The organism is Novosphingobium sp. BL-S-32 (assembly GCF_056857055.1).
In genome coordinates, this window is sequence record NZ_CM166477.1 from 945,884 (window position 1) to 971,646 (window position 25,763).

Annotated in this window: 21 protein-coding genes; 14 read left to right on the forward strand and 7 right to left on the reverse strand. The window is 65.2% G+C overall.

What is annotated here, in order from left to right; genetic code table 11:
* Nucleotides 1-6 precede the first annotated feature (6 nt).
* From manD to AC1VVK_RS20875, 7 genes are all read left to right on the forward strand, one after another.
* Nucleotides 7-1,218, forward strand: a complete 1,212-nt coding sequence (gene manD, locus AC1VVK_RS20845) for a D-mannonate dehydratase ManD (protein WP_482906652.1) — start codon at nt 7-9, stop codon at nt 1,216-1,218.
* Entirely contained in the window at nt 1,215-2,537 is a 1,323-nt protein-coding gene (locus AC1VVK_RS20850) for an MFS transporter (protein WP_482906653.1), read from the forward strand. The genes manD and AC1VVK_RS20850 overlap by 4 nt, the downstream gene beginning before the upstream one ends.
* Nucleotides 2,534-3,946 carry a glucuronate isomerase gene (uxaC, locus tag AC1VVK_RS20855; protein WP_482906654.1) on the forward strand — a complete coding sequence of 471 codons (1,413 nt, stop codon included), beginning with the start codon at nt 2,534-2,536 and terminating at the stop codon, nt 3,944-3,946. Before AC1VVK_RS20850 ends, uxaC begins: the two co-directional genes overlap by 4 nt.
* Before the next feature lie 8 nt (nt 3,947-3,954).
* Complete coding sequence (locus AC1VVK_RS20860) at nt 3,955-5,412, forward strand: mannitol dehydrogenase family protein (protein ID WP_482906655.1); 1,458 nt, start codon at nt 3,955-3,957, stop codon at nt 5,410-5,412.
* A gap of 1 nt (nt 5,413) precedes the next feature.
* Complete coding sequence (locus tag AC1VVK_RS20865; RefSeq protein ID WP_482906656.1) at nt 5,414-7,093, forward strand: GH35 family beta-galactosidase; 1,680 nt, start codon at nt 5,414-5,416, stop codon at nt 7,091-7,093.
* 133 nt (nt 7,094-7,226) lie between these two features.
* On the forward strand, nt 7,227-10,148 hold the full coding sequence (locus AC1VVK_RS20870; protein WP_132385968.1) for a TonB-dependent receptor: 2,922 nt from the start codon (nt 7,227-7,229) through the stop codon (nt 10,146-10,148).
* A 96-nt stretch (nt 10,149-10,244) separates the two neighbouring features.
* Nucleotides 10,245-11,477: an SGNH/GDSL hydrolase family protein gene (locus tag AC1VVK_RS20875; protein ID WP_482906657.1), complete on the forward strand. Its 1,233-nt coding sequence runs from the start codon at nt 10,245-10,247 to the stop codon at nt 11,475-11,477.
* A gap of 14 nt (nt 11,478-11,491) precedes the next feature.
* On the opposite strand, the gene AC1VVK_RS20880 is transcribed toward AC1VVK_RS20875, so the two are convergent.
* The 4 genes from AC1VVK_RS20880 to AC1VVK_RS20895 form a co-directional block, all read right to left on the reverse strand.
* Nucleotides 11,492-11,827 carry a hypothetical protein gene (locus tag AC1VVK_RS20880; protein WP_482906658.1) on the reverse strand — a complete coding sequence of 112 codons (336 nt, stop codon included), beginning with the start codon at nt 11,825-11,827 and terminating at the stop codon, nt 11,492-11,494.
* A gap of 98 nt (nt 11,828-11,925) precedes the next feature.
* Nucleotides 11,926-12,801 carry a polysaccharide deacetylase family protein gene (locus tag AC1VVK_RS20885; RefSeq protein WP_482906659.1) on the reverse strand — a complete coding sequence of 292 codons (876 nt, stop codon included), beginning with the start codon at nt 12,799-12,801 and terminating at the stop codon, nt 11,926-11,928.
* Nucleotides 12,802-12,822: 21 nt separating this feature from the next.
* Entirely contained in the window at nt 12,823-13,890 is a 1,068-nt protein-coding gene (locus tag AC1VVK_RS20890) for a glycoside hydrolase family 43 protein (protein WP_132386328.1), read from the reverse strand.
* A 140-nt stretch (nt 13,891-14,030) separates the two neighbouring features.
* A complete protein-coding gene (locus tag AC1VVK_RS20895) occupies nt 14,031-15,359 on the reverse strand; it encodes a replication-associated recombination protein A (protein ID WP_482906660.1) in 1,329 nt (442 codons plus the stop codon).
* 257 nt (nt 15,360-15,616) lie between these two features.
* Between AC1VVK_RS20895 and AC1VVK_RS20900 the strand changes: the two genes are divergently transcribed.
* The 6 genes from AC1VVK_RS20900 to AC1VVK_RS20925 all read left to right on the forward strand — a co-directional run bounded on the left by AC1VVK_RS20900 (nt 15,617) and on the right by AC1VVK_RS20925 (nt 20,045).
* Nucleotides 15,617-16,099 carry a BamA/TamA family outer membrane protein gene (locus AC1VVK_RS20900; RefSeq protein ID WP_482906661.1) on the forward strand — a complete coding sequence of 161 codons (483 nt, stop codon included), beginning with the start codon at nt 15,617-15,619 and terminating at the stop codon, nt 16,097-16,099.
* Nucleotides 16,100-16,141: 42 nt separating this feature from the next.
* A complete protein-coding gene (locus AC1VVK_RS20905; RefSeq protein WP_482906662.1) occupies nt 16,142-16,573 on the forward strand; it encodes an EF-hand domain-containing protein in 432 nt (143 codons plus the stop codon).
* A gap of 222 nt (nt 16,574-16,795) precedes the next feature.
* Nucleotides 16,796-17,128: a hypothetical protein gene (locus AC1VVK_RS20910; RefSeq protein WP_482906663.1), complete on the forward strand. Its 333-nt coding sequence runs from the start codon at nt 16,796-16,798 to the stop codon at nt 17,126-17,128.
* 107 nt (nt 17,129-17,235) lie between these two features.
* Complete coding sequence (locus tag AC1VVK_RS20915) at nt 17,236-17,646, forward strand: GFA family protein (RefSeq protein ID WP_482906664.1); 411 nt, start codon at nt 17,236-17,238, stop codon at nt 17,644-17,646.
* Nucleotides 17,647-18,014: 368 nt separating this feature from the next.
* Nucleotides 18,015-18,953 carry a S1C family serine protease gene (locus tag AC1VVK_RS20920; RefSeq protein ID WP_482906665.1) on the forward strand — a complete coding sequence of 313 codons (939 nt, stop codon included), beginning with the start codon at nt 18,015-18,017 and terminating at the stop codon, nt 18,951-18,953.
* Nucleotides 18,954-19,220: 267 nt separating this feature from the next.
* Nucleotides 19,221-20,045: a hypothetical protein gene (locus AC1VVK_RS20925; protein WP_482906666.1), complete on the forward strand. Its 825-nt coding sequence runs from the start codon at nt 19,221-19,223 to the stop codon at nt 20,043-20,045.
* Between the two features lie 6 nt (nt 20,046-20,051).
* Here AC1VVK_RS20925 and AC1VVK_RS20930 read toward each other — a convergent pair whose 3' ends face one another.
* Together AC1VVK_RS20930 and AC1VVK_RS20935 are read right to left on the reverse strand one after the other, a co-directional pair.
* Nucleotides 20,052-22,217: a GumC family protein gene (locus AC1VVK_RS20930; RefSeq protein WP_482906667.1), complete on the reverse strand. Its 2,166-nt coding sequence runs from the start codon at nt 22,215-22,217 to the stop codon at nt 20,052-20,054.
* 34 nt (nt 22,218-22,251) lie between these two features.
* Nucleotides 22,252-23,298, reverse strand: a complete 1,047-nt coding sequence (locus AC1VVK_RS20935) for a glycosyltransferase family protein (protein WP_482906668.1) — start codon at nt 23,296-23,298, stop codon at nt 22,252-22,254.
* 110 nt (nt 23,299-23,408) lie between these two features.
* Between AC1VVK_RS20935 and AC1VVK_RS20940 the strand changes: the two genes are divergently transcribed.
* On the forward strand, nt 23,409-24,521 hold the full coding sequence (locus tag AC1VVK_RS20940; RefSeq protein WP_482906669.1) for a glycosyltransferase family 4 protein: 1,113 nt from the start codon (nt 23,409-23,411) through the stop codon (nt 24,519-24,521).
* Nucleotides 24,522-24,723: 202 nt separating this feature from the next.
* Here the strand turns inward: AC1VVK_RS20940 and AC1VVK_RS20945 are convergent, their stop codons facing one another.
* Entirely contained in the window at nt 24,724-25,758 is a 1,035-nt protein-coding gene (locus tag AC1VVK_RS20945) for a hypothetical protein (protein WP_482906670.1), read from the reverse strand.
* Nucleotides 25,759-25,763: the final 5 nt, after the last annotated feature.

Sequence of the window (25,763 nt, forward strand, 5' to 3'; positions counted from 1 at the left end):
CCCCTAATGCCCAAGATCGTCGACGCCAAAGTCATCATCACCTGCCCGGGGCGGAACTTCGTCACGCTCAAGATCACCTGTGACGACGGCACCACCGGCGTCGGTGACGCGACTCTCAACGGCCGCGAGCTTTCGGTCGCCAGCTACCTGACCGACCACGTGATCCCCTGCCTGATCGGCCGCGACGCGCATCGCATCGAGGACGTGTGGCAGTATCTCTACAAGGGTGCCTACTGGCGCCGCGGTCCGGTGACGATGACCGCCATCGCCGCCGTCGACATGGCGCTCTGGGATATCAAGGGCAAGATCGCGGGCCTGCCGGTCTACCAGCTGCTCGGCGGCGCCAGCCGCGAGGGCGTGATGGTCTACGGCCACGCCAACGGCACCAGCATCGAGGACACGATCGAGGTCGCGCTCGAATACCAGAAGCAGGGCTACAAGGCGATCCGCCTCCAGTGCGGCGTGCCGGGCATGGCCTCGACCTACGGCGTCTCGAAGGACAAGTACTTCTACGAGCCGGCCGATGCCGATCTGCCGACCGAGAACGTCTGGAACACCGCGAAGTATCTGCGCGTGGTGCCCGAACTGTTCAAGGCCGCGCGTGAGGCGCTGGGCTGGGACGTGCACCTGCTGCACGACATCCACCACCGCCTGACCCCCATCGAGGCCGGCCGCCTCGGCAAGGATCTGGAGCCCTACCGCCCGTTCTGGCTGGAAGACGCGACCCCTGCCGAAAATCAGGAAGCCTTTCGCCTGATCCGCCAGCATACCACCGCGCCGCTGGCCGTGGGCGAGATCTTCAACTCGATCTGGGACTGCAAGGACCTGATCCAGAACCAGCTGATCGACTATATCCGCGCCACGGTCGTCCACGCGGGCGGCATCACGCATCTGCGCCGGATCGCGGCGCTGGCCGATCTTTACCAGATCCGCACCGGCTGCCACGGCGCCACCGATCTTTCGCCGGTCTGCATGGCCGCCGCGCTGCACTTCGACCTTTCGGTGCCGAACTTCGGCGTTCAGGAATACATGCGCCACACGCCCGAGACCGACGCGGTCTTCCCCCATGCCTACACCTTCGACGACGGCATGATGCACCCGGGCGAAGCGCCGGGTCTGGGCGTGGACATCGACGAGGAACTGGCGGCAGGCTATGAATATACGCGCGCCTTCCTGCCGGTGAACCGCCTCGAAGACGGCACGATGTACAACTGGTGAGCACTGTGCACGGCGCCACGCTGAAAGTAGTCGAAACCGAAACCGGCCCGCGCAAACCTGCGGGCCGGATCCGTTGGATCGTCTGCACGCTGCTCTTCGCGGCGGTCGTCCTGAGCTATGTCGACAGGCTGGTCCTGCCGACGCTCAAGCCCGAACTGCAAGCCCGCTACGGCTGGAGCGAGAGCGGTTATGCCGACCTCGCGATCTGGTTCCAGGCGGGCTACGGCATTGCCTATGTCGTGTTCGGCCGCCTGATCGACCGGATCGGCGCACGCGCGGGCTATGCCCTTGCGGTGACGCTGTGGACGGTGGGGCACATGGCGCACGCGCTGTTCACGTCCACCAGCGGCATGCTGATCGCCCGCATCCCGCTGGCCATCGGTGAGGCGGGGACCTTCCCCGCCGCCATCGCCGCCACCAACGAATGGTTCCCCAAGCGCGAGCGCGCGCTGGCCATCGGCATCTTCAACGCGGGCTCCAACGTCGGCGCGATCCTGACGCCGCTGGTGGTGCCGATCATCGCGATGACGCTCGGCTGGCGCTGGGCCTTCATCCTCACCGGCCTGCTGACCGTGGTGTGGCTGGTCGCATGGCTCGGCTTCTACCGCCGCCCGCGCGACAAGAAGTCCCTGAGCGCCGAGGAACTGGCCTGGATCGAAGCCGATCCGGTCGAGCCGGTCCGCCCGGTCAAGTGGCGCGCGCTATTCGGCTATCGCCAGACCTGGGCCTATATGCTGGGCCGTTTCCTGATCGACCCGGTCTGGTGGACCTTCCTGTTCTGGCTGCCGGACTTCTTCAACAAGCAGTTCGGCGTGAAGATGCTGGACTTCGGACCGCCGCTGATCGCCGTCTACCTGCTGGCCGATATCGGCTCGGTGCTGGGCGGCTGGACATCCTCGCGCTTCATCGGCCGGGGCTGGAGCGTCAACCGTTCGCGCAAGACGGCGATGTTCCTTGCCGCGCTCTGCGCCGTGCCGATTGCCCTTGCGCCGGGCGCGCAGAGCCTGTGGACCGCCGTGGCGCTGATCGGCCTTGCCTGCGCCGGGCATCAGGGCTTCTCGGCCAATCTCTACGCGCTTCCGGGCGATACGATGCCGCGCTGGATGACCGGCTCGGTCGTCGGCCTCGGCGGGCTTGCCGGCGCGCTGGGCGGCATGCTGATGGCCAAGTTCGCCGGAACTATCCTGGAGCGGGTGGGCAGCTACGAGCCGATCTTCGTGGTCGCCTCCTGCGCCTATCTCGTGGCCCTTGGCGTCATTCACCTGATCCTTCCCCGCTATCAAGTCGCCGATCCCGACGGTGAGAGAGTTACTGCATGACTAGTCCCCTCGTTCTCCATCCCGACCGCCTGTTCCCTGCCGATCCCGGCACCCGGGCCATCGCGCGCGCGCTCTACGAGGGCGTGAAGGACCTGCCGATCGTCAGCCCGCACGGCCATACGGACCCGGCCTGGTTCGCCTATGACGAGGCTTTCAGCGATCCCGCCTCGCTGCTGATCGTGCCGGACCACTATGTGTTCCGCATGCTCTATTCGCAGGGCGTGGCGCTGGAATCGCTCGGCGTGCCCAGCGTCGACGGCAGCCCGGTGGAGCAGGACCCGCGCAAGATCTGGAACATTTTCGCGAAGAGCTACCACCTGTTCCGAGGCACGCCCTCGCGCATGTGGCTGGACTGGGTCTTCGCCGAAGTCTTCGGCCTTGACGTGCTGCTCGATGAGACGACGGCCGACCACTATTACGAGGTGATAGACGCCGCGCTGAAGACCGAGGCGTTCCGCCCGCGCGCGCTATTCGAGCGGTTCAATATCGAACTGATCGCCACCACCGAAGGGCCGCTGGACCCGCTGGCCCATCACCGCGCGATCCGCCAAAGCGGCTGGAACGGCCGCGTCGTCACGGCCTATCGCCCCGATCCGGTCGTCGATCCCGAAACGCCGGGCTTTGCCGAAAAGGTCGCGAAGTTTGGCGAAATGGCAGGCGAGGACGTCTCGACTTACGCGGGCTACCTTGCCGCGCACCGCTTCCACCGTGCGCGCTTCCGCGATGCGGGCGCGACTTCGACCGACCACGGCCATCCCAGCGCGCTGACCGCCGACCTTTCGCCCGAGGACTGCGAGGCGCTCTACCAGCGCGTGCTTTCGGGCGCGAGCAAGGAAGACGCCGAACTGTTCCGCGCCCAGCTCCTGACCGAAATGGCCGGGATGAGCGTGGAAGACGGCATGGTCATGCAGCTCCACCCAGCCGTCCACCGCAGCCACAACAAGGCCGTGCTCGACCGCTTCGGGCGCGACAAGGGCGGCGACATTCCCATGCCGGGCGAATTCGTGGAGGCCCTGAAGCCGCTGCTCGACCGCTGCGGCAACGATCCGCGCCTGACGCTGATCCTCTTCACGCTGGACGAGGAAGTCTATTCGCGTGAACTGGCCCCGCTGGCAGGCCACTATCCCTCGCTGCGTCTCGGGCCGCCGTGGTGGTTCCACGATTCCCCCGAAGGCATGCGCCGCTTCCGCGAGCGCGCAACTGAGACCGGCGGGTTCTACAACACCGTCGGCTTCAACGACGACACCCGCGCCTTCCTCTCGATCCCGGCCCGGCACGATGTGGCACGGCGTATGGACTGCGCATGGCTGGCGCAGCTCGTGGCCGAACACCGCTTGCCCGAGAACGAGGCGCACGAAGTGGCGCGCGCGCTCGCCTATGATCTGGTCAAGGCGGCGTACAAACTGTGAGGCAAGCTGTGAGGCTTTCGAACGAGACTCTCGCCGAGGTTCCGGCCTCGGTCGCCCGCCCGGCCTATGACCGCGCGGCGGTCAAGGCGGGTGTCGTCCACCTCGGCATCGGCGCCTTCCACCGCGCGCATCAGGCCGCTGTGTTCGAGGCCGCGCTGGCCTCGGGTGACCTCCGCTGGGGCGTGATCGGCGTTTCGCTGCGCTCGGCCTCGGTGCGGGACCAGATGGCGCCGCAGGACGGGCTCTACACGCTGCTCGTGCGCGAGGGCGAGGTGCAGACGCCGCAGATCATGGGCGTGGTGCAGCGCGTGCTGGTCGCTCCGGAAGACCCGGAGGCAGTGATCGCCGCGCTGGCTTCACCGGATACGCACCTCGTCACGCTGACGATCACCGAGAAGGGCTATTGCCTCGACCGCAAGACCGGCAAGCTCATGGCTGAGGATGCGGACGTGGCGGCCGATCTCGCCGGGCTGGAGCGCCCGCGCACGGCAGCGGGCTTCCTCGTCGCCGCGCTGGCGCGTCGGCGTGCGCAGGGGCTGGCGCCGCTCTCGATCCTTTCGTGCGATAACCTGCCGCACAACGGTGCGCTGCTGAAGGGCGCTGTGCTTGCCATGGCCGAGGCGCACGACCCGGCGCTGGCTGCGTGGATCGCGGAGACCTGCACATTCCCGGCCACCATGGTCGACCGCATCGTTCCGGCGACGACGGACGAGGACATTGCCGGTCTGGCCGCCCTGATCGGCGCCGAGGATCGCGCGATGGTCAAGGCCGAACCCTTCCTGCAATGGGTGATCGAGGACGCGTTTGCGGGCGAGCGCCCGGACTTCGCGGCATTCGGCGTCCAGCTGACCGATGCCGTCGCCCCGTGGGAAGAAGCCAAGCTGCGCTTGCTCAACGGCGCGCACTCGGCCATCGCCTATCTCGGCGGTCTTGCGGGCGATGCGTTCGTGCATGATTTCGTCGGCACCGCGCAGGGGCTGCTGTTCGTCGAGCGGCTGTGGGACGAAGTCGTGCCCTCGCTCGATCCGCCTGCCGGGCTCGATGTGGCGGCCTATCGCAAGCAGCTGTTGGCGCGCTTCGCCAACAGCGCGCTTCAGCACCGTACCCGGCAGATCGCCATGGATGGATCGCAGAAGCTGCCGCAGCGCCTGCTCGCGCCGCTGACCGCCGTGCGCGGGCAGGGCGGTTCCTTCGCTGCCATCGCGCTTGGCATTGCAGCATGGGTGCGCTGGCAGGCGGGCACGACCGACGCGGGCGAGACCTTCGCCATTGACGATCCCGCCGCTGCCGCTCTGGCCGCCGCGCTGGCCCCCGCCGAAACCCCGCGCGAACGCGTCGTGGCGGCGCTGGGCGTGCTCGGCTTCGTACCGGACGAGGAAGCGCTGGCTGCCGTGGCAGCGCATCTGGCCCGGCTCGAACAATCCGGCGCCCGCGCCGCCATTACCCAGTTCCTCGGAGAGAAGTAAAATGACCTTCCGCGCTGCCTTCATGGCGGTCACGGCTCTCTGCGCAAGCGTGAGCCTGGCCGCTCCCGCGCGCGCCGATGCGCCTCGCCTCGAAGCCAAGGGCGATACCAAGCAGCTGATCGTGAACGGCAAGCCGATGCTGATGATCGCGGGCGAGCTGAGCAATTCGGCCTCCTCCAGCGCGACCTACATGGCGCCGCACTGGAAGCGGCTGAAGGCCATGAACCTCAACACCGTGCTGACGCCGGTGTCGTGGGAACTGATCGAGCCCACCGAGGGCACGTTCGACTGGTCTTCGGTGGATTCGCAGATCAAGGCGGCGCGGGCGAACGATCTCAAGTTGGTGATCCTGTGGTTCGGCGCGTGGAAGAACTCCATGTCCACGTACGTTCCGGCCTGGGTGAAGCGCGATCAGCAGCGCTTCCCGCGTGCGGCGCTCCCCAACGGGCAGAGCGTGGAAATCCTCTCCACGTTCGGCGGGGAGACGCTCAAGGCCGATGAGCGCGCCTATGCCGCGCTGATGGCGCACCTGAAGGCGGTCGATTCCACGCAGAACACCGTCGTCATGGTGCAGGTGGAGAACGAGATCGGCATGCTGCCGGTCGCGCGCGACTATAGCGCCGCCGCCAATGCCGCCTACCGCGAGCCGGTTCCGGCCGAACTGGTGAACTACCTCGTCGCCCACAAGGACAGCCTTGTCCCCGGCATGCGCCGGATGTGGCTCGAGCACGGCGCGCGCACCAGCGGATCGTGGGAAGACCTGTTCGGCGGCGGCGATGCCTCGGCCGAAGTCTTCACCGCGTGGCACTATGCCCGCTTCGCCGACCAGCTCGCGGCGGCGGGCAAGGCGGCCTATCCGATCCCGATGTACGTCAACGTGGCGCTCAATCGCCCGGGCCGCATCCCCGGCGAATATCCGAGCGGCGGCCCGCTCCCGCACCTGCTCGACGTGTGGAAGGCGGGCGGTACCCATCTCGATTTCCTGTCGCCGGACATCTACTTCCCGAACTTCGTGGAGATCGTGAACGGCTACAAGCGGCCGGATAACGTGCTGTTCATTCCCGAGGCGCACAATTCCAACAACCCAGTGACGCCGGCGAACGCGTTCTATGCGATCGGCCAGCTCGACGCGATCGGCTTCGGTCCCTTCTCCATCGACTCCGTCGACGAGAATCCGGGCGCGCTCAAAGACGCCTATGGCGTGCTTCAGCAGTTGAAGCCCTATATCCTCGATGCGCAGGGCACCGACCGCATGGTGGGCTTCAAGCCGCGCCAGCTCTATGACGAAACGCTGGTCTACGAGCCGGAAACCCGCGACGTTGGGCCCTATCGCTTCACGATTGCCTACGCCGATATCCAGAAGCCGGTGGCGAACCCCGGCGCCGATGCGTCGATTCCGGGAACGACTGCCGCGATCGCTGCGGCGGGCGGGATGATCATCCAGATTGGCCCCGAGGAATATCTGATCGCCGGGCAGGGCATCACGGTGACCTTCAAGCCCAAATCGGACGCCGCCGCGCTGGCGGGAATCGATTCGGCATTCGAGGGCGAATTCGATTCGACCGGCACGTGGATACCCGGCCGACTGCTCAATGGCGACCAGACCCATCAGGGCCGTCATATCCGGCTGGACGCCGGAAAGTGGCAGATTCAGCGGGTAAAGCTCTACTCCTACAAATAGAGATACCGCTAACATTGGTATTGACGCGGGTCGGTGCTCTCCATATGTAGGGGTTAATGATAGCGCTACCAGCGGTGGCGCGACCCGTGATCCGCTTGGAAGCGGACATGTCCTACATGGGAGAGTATTTTTAATGCGTTCCAGCCGTATTTCCGTTCGTGCCGTTCTTCTGAGTGCTGCCGCGCTCCAGGGTTTTGTCGCGCCTGCCGTCCATGCACAGGACGCCGCACCGGCTGCCGACGCCGCCCAGGCCCCGCAGGATGCCAATGCTGAACCGTCGGGCGGAGATATCGTCGTCACCGGTATCCGCGCCTCGCTCCAGAGCGCGACCAATGCCAAGCGCGATGCGGTGGCCTTCGGTGACTCGATCTTCGCCGAAGACATCGGCAAGCTGCCCGCCACCAACCTTGCCGAAACGCTGAACCGCATGCCCGGCGTGCGCCTCAACCGCGACATCAACGGCGAAGGCACGCAGGTTGCCATTCGCGGCCTCGGCCCCAGCTTCACCCGCGTTCTGCTCAACGGTTCGCAGCTTCAGGTTGCCTCGGACGGGGGCACCAACGGCGGCAGCGCCAACCGCGAAGTCGATCTCGACTTCTTCCCTTCGGAACTCTTCACGCGCCTCGACCTGGCCAAGAGCCCGACGCCCTCGACGCTCGAAGGCGGCATTGCCGGTACCGTCAACCTTCACAACGCCCGTCCGTTCGATAAGCCGGGCGACCACGTTACCGTGGTGGCGCAGGGCCAGTATACCGACAGCAACGACAAGTTCGGCCCGCGCGGCGCCATCGTCGCCAGCCACACCAGCGATACCTTCGGCATTCTCGTCGGCGTGGCCGGCGTGAAGACCAAGACCCGCGTCGACGCCTTCGAATCCGTGGGCTGGGGCGACGGCAACCTGCCTTGCGGTACGGGCTGCACCGATGCCGGCAACAACAACTGGAACTGGGCTTCGACCGTTCCGGCCAATGCCGGTCACGGCCTTGTCGCCGGGCAGCCGGTGGACCCCGTTGCCACCTCGGGCCTCACCCGCGACCAGCTCAGCACCGCGCTGCTGCCGCGCCTCGGCCGCAACAGCCTGACCACCGGCACGCGCTCGCGCATTTCGGCGCTAGCGTCGATGGAATGGCGCCCGAGCGACGAGCTGCACTTCGCTCTCGACGCCATGTGGGCCAAGTCCGAGCGCAATTACGACAAGGTCAACATGAACTGGCAGGTCCGTAACTCGGGCCCGGGCACCGGCGCGCAGGCGACCGGCGGCATGGTTCCGATCGACCTCACCGTGGATGACAACAACGTCGTCACCAGCGGTACGTTCGCGAACTCCTCGTTCTTCCTGGAGGCGAGCCAGTTCAAGCAGACGACCAAGTTCTGGAACATCAACCCCAGCGTGACCTGGCAGCCGGCCTCGAACATCAAGGTTGAGGCGAATGCCAACTGGTCGAAGAGCTCGTTCTTCCGCGAACAGCCGACCTGGGCCTTCCAGACCGCACCGAATTCGGGCGTGGACGTCTATTACGACAACACCGGCGGTTCCAACCAGCCGATCATCACGTCGAACGCGAACCTGAACGATCCGAACCTCGGCTGGCAGTGGTACCGCCAGAACGTGGCGCTGGTTCGTCGCAGCACCGACACCAAGGGCGCACACCTCGACACCACGATCGGCGACAGCGACTTCAACGTGAAGTTCGGCGGCGCCTATGACCGCGCCGAGCGCTCGATCCGCGCTTACGACAACAGCCCGGCCTACCAGCTTTCGGTCTGCGGCGTCGGCTGCACCGGCGCCACCGGTTCGGTGCCCACTTCGGCGATCTCGCAGTATCTGAAGCAGTTCCCGGTCAACAACTTCGGCCATCTCGCCAGCGGTAGCGTCGGCTACAACGCCTTCGTCGTTCCGGACTTCGATGCACTGAGGCAGGCTACCGACTACGCCAGCTACCGTGACAGCGCGCCGCAGGCGAGCGGTGCGGTGACCGGCGGCGCCACCGGCGACATGGACGAGACCGTCTGGGGTGCCTACTTCGAACTGAACGGCGTGACCCAGATCTTCGGCCGCGACCTGCACATGAATTCCGGCATGCGCTATGCCCACACCAATCAGGTCGTCACCGGCCCGAGCCAGGTGGGCACGAGCATCATCGATATCACCTCACGGGCGAACTACGACAACTTCCTGCCGTCGATCAACCTGACCTACGACGTGATGGACAACGTCAAGCTGCGCGCTTCGGCTTCGCGCACCATGACCCGTCCGGATGCGGGCCTGATCCTGCCGGGCATCACCTTCTCCGACCCGTCGGCGCTGGTGGCGACTGCGGGTAATCCGGATCTGACGCCCTACACCTCGGACAACTACGATATCGGCGGTGAGTTCTACACAGGCGGCATCGGTTATGTCGGCGTCTCGGCGTTCCTGAAGAACATCCAGGGCTTCACCAGCACGCAGGTGACCAGCGCCAGCTTCGGTTCGCTGAACATTCCGTTCGACAGCCTGATCGCTACCCAGCAGGACGCGCTGCGCAACCGCGCTGCCGCATCCGGCGTGGCGATCAACGATCTGCCAATCACGGTGAACCGTCCGATCAACCTGTCCGACCTGCGCATCAAGGGCATCGAAGTTACCTGGGTCCAGCCGCTCGACTTCCTGGTTCAGGGCCTCGGCTTCTCGGCCAACGGCACGTACCTGAAGCAGTCGTCGTCCTCGGGCCTCGTCGCCACCGGCGTCTCGCCCTACTCGTACAACCTTCAGGGCTTCTACGAGGGCCACGGCGTTTCGGTCAGCCTGAACTACGTCTGGAACGACGCGTCGATCGCGCTGAACGGTCCGCAGAACAACATCCAGGGCGCCGCGCTGCGTTCGGATGCCCGCGGTCAGCTCGACCTTTCGGCCGGTTACCAGCTGCCGTTCCTCGACAACCGTCTGCGTCTGACGCTGGACGTGCTGAACATCAACAACGCGCCGATCCGCACGACCTTCCAGTACGACAACGCTGCGTACTCGGTCTACTATCCGGGCCGTCAGGTCCTGCTGGGTCTGCGCGCCAACTTCTGATCGTTCTTTCCAGGGAACCCCTCCTCCTCCCTGTAAACTTCGAGCCGGCGCCCCGTACCTAGGGCGCCGGCTTTTTTCTTTTCAAGGGTTCACGCGATGCTGCCGAAAGTCCGTTATCTTGCCCTGACCGCCGCTCTGCCCGTCGCCCTGCTGGGCGCCGGAATTTCCGCGCCCGCACAGGCGGCTTCCTGCCCCTGGATCCCGGCGTGGGGATCGTCCCAAATGCAGCCGGATGGAGACAATGTTCTGCCCGCCGAGGCCCGTAGCGACGTAACGCTGCGCCAGATCGTGCGCACCTCCATCGGCGGCACCGGGCTGCGCGTGCGGCTTTCCAATGCTTTCGGCGATACGCCGCTGGTGATCGAGGCGGCCACGCTGGCGCGGGCGCCGCATGTGGGCAAGCCCGGGATCGACACCGCCTCGCTCACGCCGCTGCGCTTTGCCGGCAAGACCCGCGTGGTGATCCCGCCGGGCAGCGACTGGCTCTCCGAGCCGGTGGAGCTGCCGGTAAAGGCGTTCGAGGATCTGGCCATCTCGCTCCACGTGGAGGCGGTGCCGCAGCGCCAGACCTCGCACCCCGGCGCGCGCACTACGTCTTACTGGATCCCCGGTGACCATGTGCGCGAGGCCGATCTGCCCACGGCCAAGACCATGGAGCACTGGTTCCTGCTCTCCGGCATCGAGGCACACGCTTGTGGTACCGGAGCGGTGGTGGCGCTGGGCGACTCCATCACCGATGGTCGCGGCACCACCACCAACGGAAACGACCGCTGGACAGACGTGCTCGCCCGGCGCCTTGGCGGCAAGCGCTCGGTCATCAATCAGGGCATCGGCGGCAACCGCGTGCTGCTGGACGGCCTTGGCCCGAACGCCATGGCCAGGCTTGACCGCGATGTTCTGGCGCTGCCCGGCGTATCCCACCTGATCGTGCTGGAAGGGATTAACGACCTTGGCAACCTGACGCGCGAGCACCCGGCTACGGCCGAGCAGCACGCCGCCATGGTCGAGCAGATCACCGGCGCTTACGCCCAGATCGTCGCGCGTGCGCATGCGCATGGCGTCAAGGTCTACGGCGGGACGCTGCTGCCGTTCATGGGCATGGAGTTCTACCACCCCACTGCCGCGAACGAGGCGGACCGGCAGGCGGTGAATGCCTGGATCCGCACGCCCGGCCATTTCGATGCGGTGATCGACTTCGACAAAGTCATGCGCGACCCGGCGCGTCCTGACCACCTCAACCCGGCCTACGACAGCGGCGATGCGATCCATCCCAATCCGGCCGGATACAAGGCTATGGGCGAGGCGGTGCCGCTGGAATTGCTGCGATAGGGGGCGGGTGCAAATTAGCGATGCTTGGCGAAGAAATCCCGCTGCGCCTGATTGATCGAACCGCTGTCCCAATCGACTTCGCGTTTTGACGGCGGGATGTAATCCCGCCGATCCTCATTTTCGTAAAACAGGGTGCCGTGGATGCCGAGCGCATCGCGCTTCAGGATCGGGCGGTCCCAAAGAGGCGTCAATATGGCCCCGGCGGCGTCTTCCCCAAGCCGGTCGATCAGGTCTTCGATCAACTCCATGTCGCGTCCATCCGGAAAGATCCTGTCGAATTCCTCCGCTGTCGCCTGAAATACGCTGAAGGCGGCGTTCGCAGCACTGTCGATGATCTGGATGTTCTTCATGATGGAGTATTGGCACTGGGCAGCATTGCCCGCAATCGAACTGATTGCGAGCTTGGGCCGAGGCGATCTTATTGAAGCAGGATTAGATCGAAGAACGCTTAGCTCGGACAAACCTCGGCGCCCGGCTTCGGCGGCAGCGGTGTAGTCCTCAGCAAAGCCGGTGTCGGGCCCGGCTCACGCGGATCGGTGGCGGCGTAGAACTTGTCGCGCTGCGCCTGTTCCAGCGTGATGAACTGGAACCCCATGCCGCGATAGAGATCGAGCAATCGCGGAAGCATCCGCGCATCGAATGCGCCGATGTGGAGCAGCAACACATAGGGTACGTCGTGCCCGAAGCGCGCCTTGGACGCGGCGCGCGCGGCTTCGGCGTCGGCGCGCGCGGCATCGAGGTAGCGGGTTTCGAGATCGGAGATGGCGCTCTGGTTCCCCTGCGTGACGCAGCGGGAATAGGGTTCGTTCCACGCCCAGTCGTCGAACGAGAGGCTCACGCCTGCGATATGGTAGTGCCGATCGGCCAGTGCCTTGCGCACGGCGTCGCGGACCGCTGGGTTCTTGCCCTCAGCAAGGAAGGGATAGCGGAACCAGCGCTTCATGCCGCGCGGCGCCAGTTCGGCGTCGTTGCGGTCGATCTCGGCGACGAACGTCGGCTCGCCCACGGCATCGAGATTGAGGTGGTTATAGCCGTGATTGCCGAATGGCAGCCCTGCTGCGCTCCAGCGGGCGAGCACGGCATCGAGTTCGCCCGGCTCGCCCTTGCCGGCATTGGCAAAGCCGAACGCAGGCGCCTTGGCGGCTTTCAACTCGGCAATGATCCTGTCGATCACCGCAACCCGGGTCTCGCCCGGAGGCAGGAGGCTGTGCGCGGGAATATCGTCGAACGTCAGCGCGATCTGCGGCGCCGCGTCCGCCAGCGCGGGAAGGGGGATGGCGGCGAGCAGTGCCGCCATCAGCAGGCGTGCGGATCGTCTTGCCATCCCCCGGTCCTCGAATTGCGCTTAGCGAACGAACGGATCGATCGTCTGGATCGTGCCGTCTTCGTTGTAGTGGAGTTCGGTAACCTTCACGTTGCGCAGGCGCGTCTGGCCCGAGAGCTGCGTGTCGGCATAGAACAGCCACCAGCGGCCGTCCTTCTCGACGATCGACTGATGCGTGGTCCAGCCATCCACCGGCTGAAGGATACGGCCCTTGTAGGTGAACGGACCGTAGGGAGAATCGCCGATGGCATAGACCAGGTAATGCGTGTCGCCGGTCGAGTAGCTGAAGTAGTACTTGCCCTTGTACTTGTGCATCCACGAGGCTTCGAAGAAGCGGCGGTCATGGTCGCCGCCGAGCAGCAGGTTGCCCTTTTCGTCGACGATCTTGATCTCGCGCGGGGCTTCCGCGAATTCCAGCATGTTGCCGCTCATGCGCGCGACGCGCGGGAGCAGGGCGGGCTTGTCGTCGGCCTGAAGGTCGGTCTTCGAGCCGTTGGGATCGTACTTGCCGGTGGTGTTGCGCTGGAGCTGGCCGCCCCAGATGCCGCCGAAGTACATGTAGCTCTGCCCGTCGTCATCGGTGAAAACGGCAGGATCGATCGAGTAGCTGCCCTTGATCGGCGCGGCCTGCGGCTTGAACGGGCCCATCGGGTCTTTCGAGGTGGCAACACCGATGCGGAACGCGCCCTGCTTGTCCTTGGCGGGGAAGTAGAGGTAGTACGTGCCGTTCTTGTAGGCCGCATCCGGTGCCCACATCTGCTTGTCGGCCCAGGGCACCTGCTTCACGTCGAGCGCGACGGGGCCAACAGTGACCTTGCCGCCGACATTGTCCATCGAAAGCACGTGGTAATCACGCATCTCGAAGTGGCTGCCAAGGTCGTCCTCGGGCGTCGGGCCGTCGATGTCGTGGCTGGGGTAGATGTAGAACTTGCCGTTCCACACGTGGGCCGAGGGGTCGGCGGTGTACATTTCGGTGACCAGCGGCTGCGAAAGGTACTTCTTGGCCGCAGCGGCATTAGGGGCAGGGGCCTGCGTCGAAGACTGGGCAGTGGCTTCGGCGGAAGCCACGTTGCTGTTGCCAGCGGCCATCAGGCCGCAGAAAGCCGTTGCTGCAAGGGCAGCGTAAATTCGCCTCGACACATCTATCTCCCGGTCGTGTGAGCTTATGGGAAGAAAGATAGCGCTAACAATCGATGGGGGCAACCGGGAAACGATGGTTGCCTGCAGGGTCAATCGGCCGCGCCGTCCGGCTTGGGCATCCGGCGCGGCTGGGGCTGGCCGGTCGTGCGTTCCCAATACTCGTCGGCCCGGCGTTCGAAGGTCGGGGCACTGCGGGCGTCGCTCTGGTAGAAGGCGCCTCTCTTCAGGCCCGGCACATATTCCTGTTCGACCCAGCCGCGCGGATCGTCGTGGGGGAAACGGTATCCGACATGGCCGAGCGCCGCTGCGCCCTTGTAGTGCGCATCGCGCAAGTGGAGCGGCACGCTGGCCGGGGGATGCGAGGCGACGAATTGCATCGCCTGCGAGATGCCGCTGCATGCAGAACCGGACTTCGGGGCGCGGGCGATGTGCAGGGCGGCGTGGGCAAGCACGATCTGCGCCTCGGGATAGCCGATCTTCTCGACCGCCTGTGCGGCGGCGACTGCCGTCTGCAATGCGGTATTGTCGGCCAGGCCGATATCTTCCGAGGCGTGGATCATGATCCGCCGGGCGATGTAGCGGGGGTCCTCACCGCCGTGGATCAGGCGCGCCAGCCAGTAGAGCGTGGCGTCCGGGTCCGATCCGCGCATCGACTTGATGAAGGCCGAAACCACGTCGTAATGCGCGTCGCCCGAGCGGTCGTGATTGACCGGGGCGGAGGCATAGGCTTCCGCCAGCATCTCGTCAGTGATCGTCACTTTGCCATCGGTCTCGTGACCCACGGCGAGGCTTTCGAGCGTGGTCAACGCGCGGCGGGCATCACCGCCGGAGCGACCGGCAATTATGCGCAACTGCGCGGGCGTCAGTTCCACATGCACGTCCTGCGCGGCGAAATGCGCGATCCCGCGCCGGACCACCTGCTCCATTTCCTCAATGGTCAGCGGTTCGAGCTTGAGGATCGTCGAGCGGGAGACCAGCGCCGGAGGCAACACGTGATAGGGATTGCCGGTGGTCGCGCCGATGAAATCGGCCACGCCGTCCTCGCAGAGCGCCAGCAGATCGTCCGCCTGCGTGGCCGAAAAGCGCTGCACTTCGTCCACAAAGATCAGGACCGGTCGGATCCGTGCCTCGTCGGCGATCCGGCGCAAGTCCGAGACGCCGGCGCGCGTCGCATTGAGCGGGCGGAACTCCTTGCCCAGCATCGCGCCGACCGCGCGCGCGATGGAGGTCTTGCCGATGCCCGGCGGGCCGTAGAGGATCACGCTGCCCAGCGCCCGCGCCGCAATACGCCGCCGCAGGATCGAGCCCGGTCCGACCAGAGCCGCCTGACCGATCACGTCGTCCAGCGTCGCAGGGCGCAGCAGCGCCGCCAGCGGCGCCTTGCCCAGGGGTGTCGCGGTATCGAACAGGTCGCTCATCAGATCCTCGAATAGCGCCCATGGCCCGTGGGCGGAAGCGATCGGCCGATGCAGGCCGCCTGCCCCATGACGGTCTCATAGCGGCGCGGCTTTCGGGCGCAACGCCGCCATGACCGCATGCCCACAGCCACGGCGGATCGACAGAGCAAGGGTTTCCTCCCGCGCAAGGCCAGCGTTTCCCCTATCCCATCCGCGTCCGACAAGGAGGAAGATCGCCAGAGTTCCATTGGACCGGGAGGCTGGCGCGGAAGATGGCTATGAGCGGGCGCTTTGCCCTTACCGAGTTGGGAGCGAATTGGCTGGGCAGTGATTTCACGCACCACAAGTTCCAGCTGGGCGCGAACACCTATCTCCCGCTGGGCAAGCAGACCGTTCTGGCGCTTCGCCAGCAGCTTTGCGGCGCTTCCAAGGACGCGCCCTATTACGACTTGTGCCTGTTCGGACAGCAGGGCGACCTGCGCGGCTACGAGACCGGCCGCTATCGCGACGGCGCAAGCTGGGCGCTTCAGGCGGAACTGCGCCAGCACTTGTTCTGGCGGATCGGGGGCGTTGCCTTCGCCGGCGTGGGCGGCATTGCCGAAGATACCGGGTCGATCTGGAAGCACAGCACCGTGCTCACCTCGGGCGGGGTGGGGCTGCGCTATCTGGCATCGAAGGACGCCAATGTGAATCTGCGCGCCGATGTTGCCTGGGGCAAGGACGGCCCGGCCTTCTACTTCGGCATTGGCGAGGCTTTCTGAAGCGCGGAGAGGCGCTCACACAATCGAGAGAAAGGAACGGTCATGATCCTTGTGAAAAACCTGTCGGCCCCGGCTTGGGGTGTGTGCATCCTGCTGTTGTGCAGCCCCGTGCCGGTTCTGGCCCAGGGCGCCGGGCGCGTCGATGCCGCTTTCGCGAATGCCGATCTGAACAAGGACGGCCGCATCAGTCGTAACGAATATATCAAGGCACGCAGCCAGCGCTTCGCAAACATGGACCGCAATGGCGACGGCGGCGTCTCGAAGGCGGACTTTCCGCGCGCCAGCCACAATCCGGCGATGGAGAGCAAGCTCAACGCCTTCATCGCCGAGAGCGACACCAATCACGACGGCGTGGTGACCCGTGCCGAACTCGATGCCTCGCCGCCTCGCGCCTTCAACAGGGCCGATACGAACCACGACGGCTTCGTGGACAAGGCCGAACTCGCTGCCATCGAGGCGCGCCGCCGGCGTTGATCTCCCGCTGAACGGACGGGATGCGGTATTCCGCAGGCAACCGAACCGGAATTCCCGGCCGAGCCCGCGTGATCTTTCGGCGGCGTTGCAGGGATTCATTTACCAGATTTGTTTAAAATGGGGCCTTCCTCGATCCTGTGGGGATTGCTAGGCGGCTGCGTCGCCAGCGGCCAAGCGCCCGAGATTTGAGCGTGACCTGCGAAGATGGAAATAACAGGGCAAATGAACCGTCCCGATCTCAAGGTCAGTGTCACGCAGGTTTCCCCGTCCGCGATCCAGGGCCATATTCCGGATGACGATGCGTCTAATCCGTGGATGCGCGCAGGTGCGGATGTGACGATCTTTCTGGACCCGCCGGATACCGCGTTCGACAACGGCATTCTTGGCGGCGGGCGCATTTATGAAGACCGAATTGAGATCGACCTGACGCTGGGGCCGGATCGGACGGCCGGGCTTGTCGATGCTCTGGACCGCGCTGACGCGGCGGTGTTGCACTTCCAGACCCGTGCGGTCTCCGAATTCCTGTTCCGGGTGGAGGCTGTCAGCCCCGGCTGAGCGCGCGCACCGGCGAATAGTGCTCCCTGCGCGGGGTCGGTCATATCGGCGCGCACCCGCTCTGCTACAGTTCCTCCGAACGGGGCAGGGCAATGAGAGGGATAGACGTGATCGAAGCGGAATGCCGGTGCGGCTCGGTAGGGCTGGAAATCGAGGGAAGTCCTGTCTTTCAGGTCTACTGCCATTGCAGCGATTGCCAGCTGGCCCACGGCGCAGCTTATGCGCTCAACGCGGTTTATGCAGCCGACGCGGTGCAGGTAATCAGAGGCGCTCCCGCATCAGGTCGGGTGCGAACGACGCCTCGGATGCGGTGCGGCGGTTGCGGAACGCACTTGTACACCGAAGTCTCGGTGGCGGGCCTGCGCAGCCTCAATGCCTACCTTCTTCCGAAAGAGCAGTTCGCGCCGCAATTCCATCTTCATTGCGAGGATGCGGTCCTGCCGGTCGTCGACGATCTCCCGCACTACAAGCGGATGCCGGCGGCGTTCGGCGGCAGCGACGACGTGGTCGATTGGTAGCAGGAAGCCAATTCACGGGGCAAAGATGCTCGGCGAAGTGATTTGCCGAAATCGGGATTATTCCAATAGGAACAGTGGCTATTTCTTGTTAGCTTGCTTCCGGATCGTTTGAAAATGCCGTTCCGGCGCGCATGCCGTTGTCCGGTTTGCGCAAGGCGATGTCAGTTGGAAGGAAGCCTACCTTGCGTAGAGTATTTCCCATTGCAACCGTCGGATTTGCGCTCCTTGTCATGATGAGCGGGTGCCGTGACAAGGATCCTCAGAAGGAGCAACAGCAGGTTGGCATTCCTGCCCCAGCGCCCGCGCTCCCATCGGGCAGGGCGGGGACAGCCAGCTTCGCGCCGTTGGTCAGGGCCGCTGCGCCGGCCGTGGTCAATATTGCCGTCTTGCAGGCGTCACCGGCAACCGACAATCCGCTGCTGCGCGATCCCTTCTTCCGCCGCTATTTCGGCCCTCCGCGAGAGCAAACCCGTCTCGCGGCCGGCTCCGGCGTGATCATCGATGGGCGCCGCGCGCTCGTGCTCACCAACAATCACGTGATAGAAAATGCCCGGGCTATTCAGGTGGTGCTGACCGACCGGCGGACTTTCGCAGCCGATCTGGTGGGGACCGATCCGCCAACCGATCTTGCGGTACTGCGGCTTCGTGCGACCAATCTGCCTCAGCTCGCGCTCGGCAATTCCGATGCGGTAAACGTGGGCGATCAGGTGCTGGCCATCGGCAATCCCTTTGGGCTGGGCCAGACGGTTACATCCGGCATCGTCAGTGCGCTTGGCAGAGGGCAAAGCCAGGATGGCTACGAGAGCTATATCCAGACCGACGCGGCCATAAATCCGGGTAACTCGGGGGGCGCGTTGATCGCGATGGATGGCACGATCATCGGCATCAACAGTGCAATCTACGGACCCGGTGCAAATGTGGGCATCGGTTTTGCCGTGCCCTCTGCCACGGCGCGATTTGTGATGGAGCAAATCCTTGCCCACGGCACCGTACGGCGAGGCGGCATTGGCGTTGCCATCACCGATACCGTGCCCGGGCCGGGCGGCGAAGCGCCGCTACCGGGTGCGCTGATCGCCGGGGTCACGCCGGGCGGCCCTGCGGCACGCGCAGGCGTGCGGGAAGGCGATGTGGTCGTCGAAGTCTCAGGACATGCGACGCCCACCGCCGCATCCCTGCGCGACGTGATTGGCCGAACTGCAATCGGGACAGCGCTCAACCTGAAAGTCAGGCGCGGCAACAATAGCCATGACATTTCCGTACAAGTGGGCGCGCCTGAAGCAGCGCAGACGAACCGGAACCGTCGATAACGAGCCTGTTGCCCCGGCTGTCGGTCCGATGCGATGAGAAGGGCACGGCGTCCCTCCGAATCCGCCCCAGCCACCGTGCCAAGATCGCCTAGCCCTTTTTAGCCATTGCGGCAGTGAGCGCGGCTGACATGATGAACGCTCAGCGATCCTTGGCCAGATATGCTGTGATACTCCGCCGCCCAGTCCCTGGAGGAATTGGGCCCTGGATCGGAGTTGTGGTGCACAGGCCGCCCTAACTGAATTCAAAAGGTTAAACCGGCTTGCTGTATGCGCGAAACGCCTCAACGCAAATTATGGATCAACAAGCTGTTCAAGCCGCTGGGGGCCGGCGCCAACGCACTGGATGAGCGTCCCTACTGGCCGCGCGGACGGGCGGAACGTGTCGATCACATGTTCCTGTTCCTGCTGACACCGCCCAATTCGGGGTCCACAGAGATCGCCCAGCACATGGTGCGGCGCGGCGATATTGGCGGGCTCTATCACAATTTCGAAGGACAGCGGCTGATCAAGGGGCTGATGGACACCGACCGCTGGTGGCCCGAGAAGTTCATCGATTTCGAGGCCGTCCTCGGCGCGTGGAACGGGCGGATCGCGGAACTCGATGCGGAAGGGCGCTATAGCTACTGGCTGGAGAAGAGCCCGCCCAACCTCGTTCGCCATGAGCAGCTTTTCGGCTATTTTTCGCAGCACCGCGCGGTCGTGAACAATCGCGCGCCGATGGCCAATGTCGCCTCGCAACTGCGGCGCTATCTCATCAAGGAATACCACGGCGCGCGCCGGGCGCTCGTCATCCGGCATCTCGCCCGGATCTGGCAATGGCGGAGCGAGCGGCTCATGGCGGCAGCGCGGCAGTCCGGCTACCCTTGCGTGACCTATGAGCGTTTCTGCGCGAGGCCCGATGCGATTCTGGAGGCTTTCGGCCTCGAACCCACCATCCATTCCGGCGAAGCGGCGCTGGAGGGCATCGTCAACCTCAATGCCGAGCACGCGCAATTGCTCTCCGAGCATGAGCGCGGAATGGTGGCGGAGGAACTTTCCGGCGCCGGCGAAGTGCTGGAATTCTTCGGCTACGATCTCAACGAGGAACTGTAGCGCCGATCAAGTCGTCGCCGTGCGCGTATAATAGTATTGATAATACGCCATTTCCTCGCCCAGTACGGCGGCAGATCGAGTGTCGACCTGGGTCAGCACGACACCGAAGATCTTGGCATCTGCGCGTTCGAGTTCGCGCAGCGCGGTCTTGAGCACGCTGCGCGGCGTGGTCCGCCAGCGCACGACCATCAGCACGGCATCGGCCATGGCCGCCACCGCGCGCGCTTCGGCGACCGGAATGGCGGGGGCGATGTCGAGCACGATGAAGTCGTAGAGATGCTTGCAGCGGTCAAGCAGGACGACCGTGGCATCGGATTGCACAACGTCGAAATTGTTGCCGGCGGCGGTGTTGAGCGGCAGGACATGCGCGCCTGAGGCCTTGTCGAGCAGAATGACATCCTCAAGCTGGGCTTCGCCCGAAAGCACTTCGACCAGCCCCGGCTTGCCGCTGAGGCCAAGTGCGAGGGTCGTACCTAGCCTCCGAAAATCGCAGTCTATCAGCAGCGTACGCCGACCGGCCATCGCGGCGGACCGGGCGAGCGCGATGGCGGTGCTGGTCTTGCCCTCGTCCGGGATCGAGGATGTCAGCCCGATCGTGCGCGCCATCTGGCCCTTCTGGCCGATGCGCAGTGCCGTCCATATCGCGCGCACCGATTCCGCGAAGGGCGAATCCCGGTGGTCGATTAGGAAGTCCGGCACGCCGAGGACTTCGCCCTTGTGGAAGCCCGGTTCGTCCATCGTTGCGATGTCGGGCAGGCTGCTGATGACCTTGAGGCCGGTGAATTCCTCGGCCTCGGCGCGGGTGCGGATGCCGCGTTCCCGCCATTCCAGCGCGAGCGCCAGCAGGACGGCGGCAACCACGCCGCCGATCAGCCCGGCGAGCAGGTAGACCAGCAGGTCCGGCGAGGTGGGAAGGATGGGCACTTGCGCGCGCGAGATGATGTCGGCCTTGCTCTTCTCGGTCCCGCGGGTTGCCAGTTCCACACGGTAGCGGTCGAGGAAAGTCTGGTAAAGCTGGCGTGAGCTTTCGGCCACGCGCTCCAGTTCGCCAAGGCGAACCGAGGCATTGTTGCCGGCGAGCAGCCGTCCTTTGGCGCCGCCGATGGCCCCCTCGATCGCGCCGACGCGGTCGCTGGCGACCCGCACGTCCTGACCCACGCCGGTGCTGGCGCGCGCCACTTCGCGGCTGAGCGAGGCCTGCGTCGAGGCGAGTTCAGCCTGCGTGCGGACCCGGTCGGGATGGTTGGGCCCGAGCGAGGCGGATTGCTGGGCCAGCTTCTGCTCCTGCTCGGCTTCCTGACGGCGAAGCTCGGCGATCACCGGGCTGGAATTGACGAGCGAGCCGTTGGTCCCTGCGTTCGCGCTGGCGCGGCCTTGCGCGGCGGCCAGTTCCGCCTTGGCCGAGGCCAGTTCGGTATTCAGCGTCGCCATTTCCTGCTGGGGGATCGTGCTGTCATTGCTGACGGCCACGAGGTCTGCCTTGGCGCGATAGTCGGCCACGGCCGCTTCGGCCTTGAGCACATCGCCGCGCAGCTGGTCGAGGCGCGTGCGCAGCTGCTGGATGTCTTCGCCGCGCGCGTTCTGGGCGGCCTGGACCTGCCCGCCGACATAGGCATCGGCCACGGCATTGGCGACCAGCGCGGAAACCTGCGGATCGTTCGAGCTGAAGGCCAGGTTGATGGCGAAGGAAAGACCCTTGCGCTCGACCACGAGGCCGGAGCTGACCAGATTGGCCGCTTGCTCGACAGTGAGGGGGGCCGTTGCCTTCGGCGCCTTGGCCTGCAGGAATGCGGCGTTCGTATTCAGCTTGGACCGCTCCACCGCCGCATGGGCAATTTCGGGTGAGAGCAGGACTTGCACTTCGGTATCGACAGCGGGCGAATTGACCACATCGGTCGGGTCGGTCTGGGCGGTGCGGACCAGTTGCTGGTCGTTCCGGTCCAGCGCCAGCACGACATTGGCCTGATAGACTTTCGGGGCCAGCAGATAGGCGATCATGGCCGCAGCCAGAACCGCGGCGATCACCCCCAGCATGAACCATTTGTAGCGCCACGCCAGCGTGGCGATCCAGGCAAGGTCGATGAATTTGTCACTGCCTTGCCGCCCTTCGGCGGCCGGGGGCTTGCCGTCATGCGCTAGCTGGAGATCGATGGGCTGGGATCCTATGTTCAAGTCCACATGCTCCTGAAACGCAGGGTCGCAGGGGTCATCTTGAAGTAGAACCACCCCCCCGTTCCATGAGAAACAGGTAGTAATTCGAAATCTCCAACACGATCCGTGCGGGCGTCCGCCGGGCGACGAAATCGCTGTCTATCGATCCGGCGACGGCCGTTGCGGCGTCGAAAGAGTGTGCAATCTGGGCTTGGGAGAGGGGAGAATCGATCGCCACGGCACGCGGCGGGCCCAGTTCATCCAGCAGCGGCTGGAATGCGGGCAGCCGCGATACCAGCACCGGCGTCCCCCGCTCGGCGGCAAGAATGGCAAGGCCGCTGTTCTGGCCTTTCCTGTATGGCAGCACCAGAAGCCCGGTTTCCGCCAGCCGGTCCGCCAGTTCCTGCTCGGTCAGGCGTTCCAGAACGAATTCAAGATGCCATCCGCGCTCGCGCAGCGCCTGCAATCGGTCACGGAGGGCATCGGCGTCGAGCCCGTCCACCGGCAATCCGTGAACGACATAGCGGCGGTCATCGGGTTCGGCCGCTTCGAGTGCGGCAAGGAGGAGGTCAAGCCCCTTGTAGTCCTTGAGGTCGCCCAGGAATGCGATCGATCGTGGCCCGGTGGCGGGCTTGGGGGCGGGATAGGCGCCGTCATAGGTCCAGTGCGGCGCCACCAGGGGATGCTTTTGCAGGATCGCCGGGTAGGCGGCACCGGCCTCGCGCAGACTGGAATCTGAGAGCGCGTGCACGCCGTCGAGCAGGCGCATCAGCCGCTTCATCCACCAGCGTTCGAGGCGGGGGCGCAGGCCCTCGTGCGAGGCGACGTTGTGCACGGTCCAGACGATGCGCGCGCCTTTCGCCTTTTGCACTGCAAGAAAGACCAGCCACGCGGTGATCGAACGCAGGCTGGCGGGCAGGCTCTGCTGAATGACTTTTTGCGGCCAGTGGAGATGGATGATGTCGCACCGCCTGAAGAGGCGGCCGCTCCACCTCGGAACCGTTGTCGAATGGCCAAGCTTGCGCAATTCCGCGACAAGGGCGGCCGTGTAGGGGTTGCTCCTGCGGTTCTCTTCGCCCGGGAAGGACCAGATTACGGCCATCGGCGATTCGCCCCGTCCTGTGCCACTTGGCGCCTATACCTAATTGCACTGGATAGGTGCTTGGGTTGCACTGCACAATAGCGCTGTCCAGGCCGGTGGAGTTGCCAGTGATGTCGGCCCGCCGGGTCATCTTTCCCTTTACCAATGCGCAGATCGGGGGGAGCCATGTCTCCTCCTTCACGCTCGGCGCATGCCTTCAGAGCGAGCACGATGTCGAGGTCATCATCGCCGCGCCGCGTGGCAGCCTGATCGAACAGGTGGCGCGGGAGCGCGATTTCACGGTCTGGCCGCTGCCCGAGCCGCCGGCGTTTCGCCACGGCCTTGTTGCGGAGGCGCGGCTGCTGCCGGGGCACTTGCGCCTGCTGGCGGAGCAGCCGCCGGGAACCGTGGTGCACAACAACGACCTGTCGGCGCTGCAGAGCTGGGGTCCGGCTGCGCGGCTGCGCAGATTGCCTGTGGTCTACCACAATCGCGCATTCAACCGGACCGCGCTGCCCAATGTCATGGTGATGAACCTCGCGCACCGGATCGTCTGCATTTCGGAGGCGGTCGAGCAGCGCCTGCCGCCTCGGCTGGCGCGCCGCTCGGTGCGGATCGACAATCCTTTCGAACTGGAGACCGGGCAGGACAGGGCGGCGCTGCGGCGTGCGTTCCAGGCGCGTCATCCGAAAGCCGCCGGTGGCGGACCGCTGATCGGGTTCATCGGCAATTTCGCCCATCGCAAGCGGCCGCGTTTCTTCCTCGACATGGCAAAAGTGGTGCTGGAACAGCGGCCCGATGCGACGTTCGTGGTGTTCGGGCGCGCGGTGGACGACACGCAGGAGGCACTCGAACGCCATGCCGCCGAACTGGGCATCGCCGCGCGTGTGATTTTCGCGGGATTCCGGATGCCGGTGGAGGAGAACATTCTCGTGCTCGACCTGCTGGCGATCACCGCGATCGAGGAGCCGCTCGGCCGCACGCCGCTGGAGGCGCTCATGCTGGGCGTACCCTATGTCGCCACCGACGATGCGGGGCTTGGCGAGACCGGGCGGCGGTTCGGCGGCGGCCTCCTTGTCCCGCGTGAGGCCGGGCCGGAGGTTTTCGCGCAGGCCGTGTTGCAAGGTCTGTCTGCGCCCGATTCCGGGCAATGGGATGAAGCGCGTCGGCAAGCCCGCGACGCCCTGAGCGCGCGGCACCATACAGAGCGCATGCTGGCGCTTTACGACGAACTGACGGTCTAAGCTGTCGGAAAATTCGATCCGGAATGTGCGTATGGTAGGTTCCCGGTTCCAAACTTCGTCGCCCCCGCGAAGGCGGGGGCCCCGCTTCTTGGCGACGTTCCGCCCTGCACAGCAGAAGCGGGATCCCTGCCTGCGCGGGGATGACGGGTCTGGTTGAGCAGACTCCGCGTTCCGATCACGAAATAGATCTGCCTTGCGGGCGCTAATTGTTGACCCGCCGATCCACGATAACCTGTGATCCCGCATAGCTGCCGCTGCCGCGCAGGACTTGATTGGGCTTGGCGATCAGGCGGCCGATATGGAGGTCCACCCGGCCTTCTTCGGCGCGGAACAGCGGTATCGTCGGATCGCCGGATACGATCAGCGTATCGATATTGATCGTCCGGGTTTCAGACGGCGTACCCTTGCCGAGAATCCCGGCAAAGCGATTGGTGCCAAGCTCGATCAGGCCGTGGTTCTGGCTATGCCAGATCTTGAGGCCCTGACGGCACCCGGCGAGGTAGACGTTGTCCACATGCACGTCGCCCTTGAGGTCGAGGCAGGCATCGCTCGCGTTCATCACGCGGCCGTCGGTGATCGTGCCGGTATATCCTTTCTCGGTCGAAATGCCGTCCACGTTCCGGTAATGCGCGCCCTCGGCCATGATCAAGTTCTGGAAGTCGAAGTTCCGGATCTCGAACGTGCCGAGGTCATTGGCGTCCTTGCCCTTGAGCGCGATGGCGGCCCATGCGTCGTCGCCGTTGACGGCGGGCGAGGCAGGGTCGCCAATCCAGACGAGGTTGCGGAACACGGCATGACCGATCCCATTGCTGACGTTGACGAGGCCAAGGCCAAGTTTCGGGTCGTCGCGGGCGCCGGTCGCGGACACGCGCAGGACCTGAAGGCCGGGGACGTTCACGCCGCGCAGCACCGGTCCATAGTTCTTCGCGATGACATCCGAGATTTCGAACCCCTGGGCATTGCCGCCATTCACCAGAATCCTGCCGTTTGAGGCACAGACTTTCCGTAGCGGCGGGGTACCTGGCCCGAGCCGGATGGTGGGCATCGTCGGGCAGTCCGCGGATTTGACTGCGGGCTTGAGAATCGCCGGCATCCGGAACGAGGCGAGTGACGATGCCGATTGCGTCAGGGCCAGAGGCGCCATCGCCATCGAAGCGGGCGAATCCGCAAGGTATTGAGGGCCGACGGCGGGGCCGACAAACAGGAGCGGGAGCACGAGACCGAACGTCTTGATCATCTGGT

Bases quoted from the DNA above. Each gene is read 5' to 3' on its own strand.
- manD (WP_482906652.1), top strand. From the start codon at position 7: ATGCCCAAGATCGTCGACGCCAAAGTCATCATCACCTGCCCGGGGCGG.
- uxaC (WP_482906654.1), top strand. From the start codon at position 2,534: ATGACTAGTCCCCTCGTTCTCCATCCCGACCGCCTGTTCCCTGCCGAT.
- AC1VVK_RS20865 (WP_482906656.1), top strand. From the start codon at position 5,414: ATGACCTTCCGCGCTGCCTTCATGGCGGTCACGGCTCTCTGCGCAAGC.
- AC1VVK_RS20870 (WP_132385968.1), top strand. From the start codon at position 7,227: ATGCGTTCCAGCCGTATTTCCGTTCGTGCCGTTCTTCTGAGTGCTGCC.
- AC1VVK_RS20875 (WP_482906657.1), top strand. From the start codon at position 10,245: ATGCTGCCGAAAGTCCGTTATCTTGCCCTGACCGCCGCTCTGCCCGTC.
- AC1VVK_RS20880 (WP_482906658.1), bottom strand. From the start codon at position 11,827: ATGAAGAACATCCAGATCATCGACAGTGCTGCGAACGCCGCCTTCAGC.
- AC1VVK_RS20885 (WP_482906659.1), bottom strand. From the start codon at position 12,801: ATGGCAAGACGATCCGCACGCCTGCTGATGGCGGCACTGCTCGCCGCC.
- AC1VVK_RS20890 (WP_132386328.1), bottom strand. From the start codon at position 13,890: ATGGCCGCTGGCAACAGCAACGTGGCTTCCGCCGAAGCCACTGCCCAG.
- AC1VVK_RS20895 (WP_482906660.1), bottom strand. From the start codon at position 15,359: ATGAGCGACCTGTTCGATACCGCGACACCCCTGGGCAAGGCGCCGCTG.
- AC1VVK_RS20900 (WP_482906661.1), top strand. From the start codon at position 15,617: ATGAGCGGGCGCTTTGCCCTTACCGAGTTGGGAGCGAATTGGCTGGGC.
- AC1VVK_RS20905 (WP_482906662.1), top strand. From the start codon at position 16,142: ATGATCCTTGTGAAAAACCTGTCGGCCCCGGCTTGGGGTGTGTGCATC.
- AC1VVK_RS20910 (WP_482906663.1), top strand. From the start codon at position 16,796: ATGAACCGTCCCGATCTCAAGGTCAGTGTCACGCAGGTTTCCCCGTCC.
- AC1VVK_RS20925 (WP_482906666.1), top strand. From the start codon at position 19,221: ATGCGCGAAACGCCTCAACGCAAATTATGGATCAACAAGCTGTTCAAG.
- AC1VVK_RS20935 (WP_482906668.1), bottom strand. From the start codon at position 23,298: ATGGCCGTAATCTGGTCCTTCCCGGGCGAAGAGAACCGCAGGAGCAAC.
- AC1VVK_RS20940 (WP_482906669.1), top strand. From the start codon at position 23,409: ATGTCGGCCCGCCGGGTCATCTTTCCCTTTACCAATGCGCAGATCGGG.
- AC1VVK_RS20945 (WP_482906670.1), bottom strand. From the start codon at position 25,758: ATGATCAAGACGTTCGGTCTCGTGCTCCCGCTCCTGTTTGTCGGCCCC.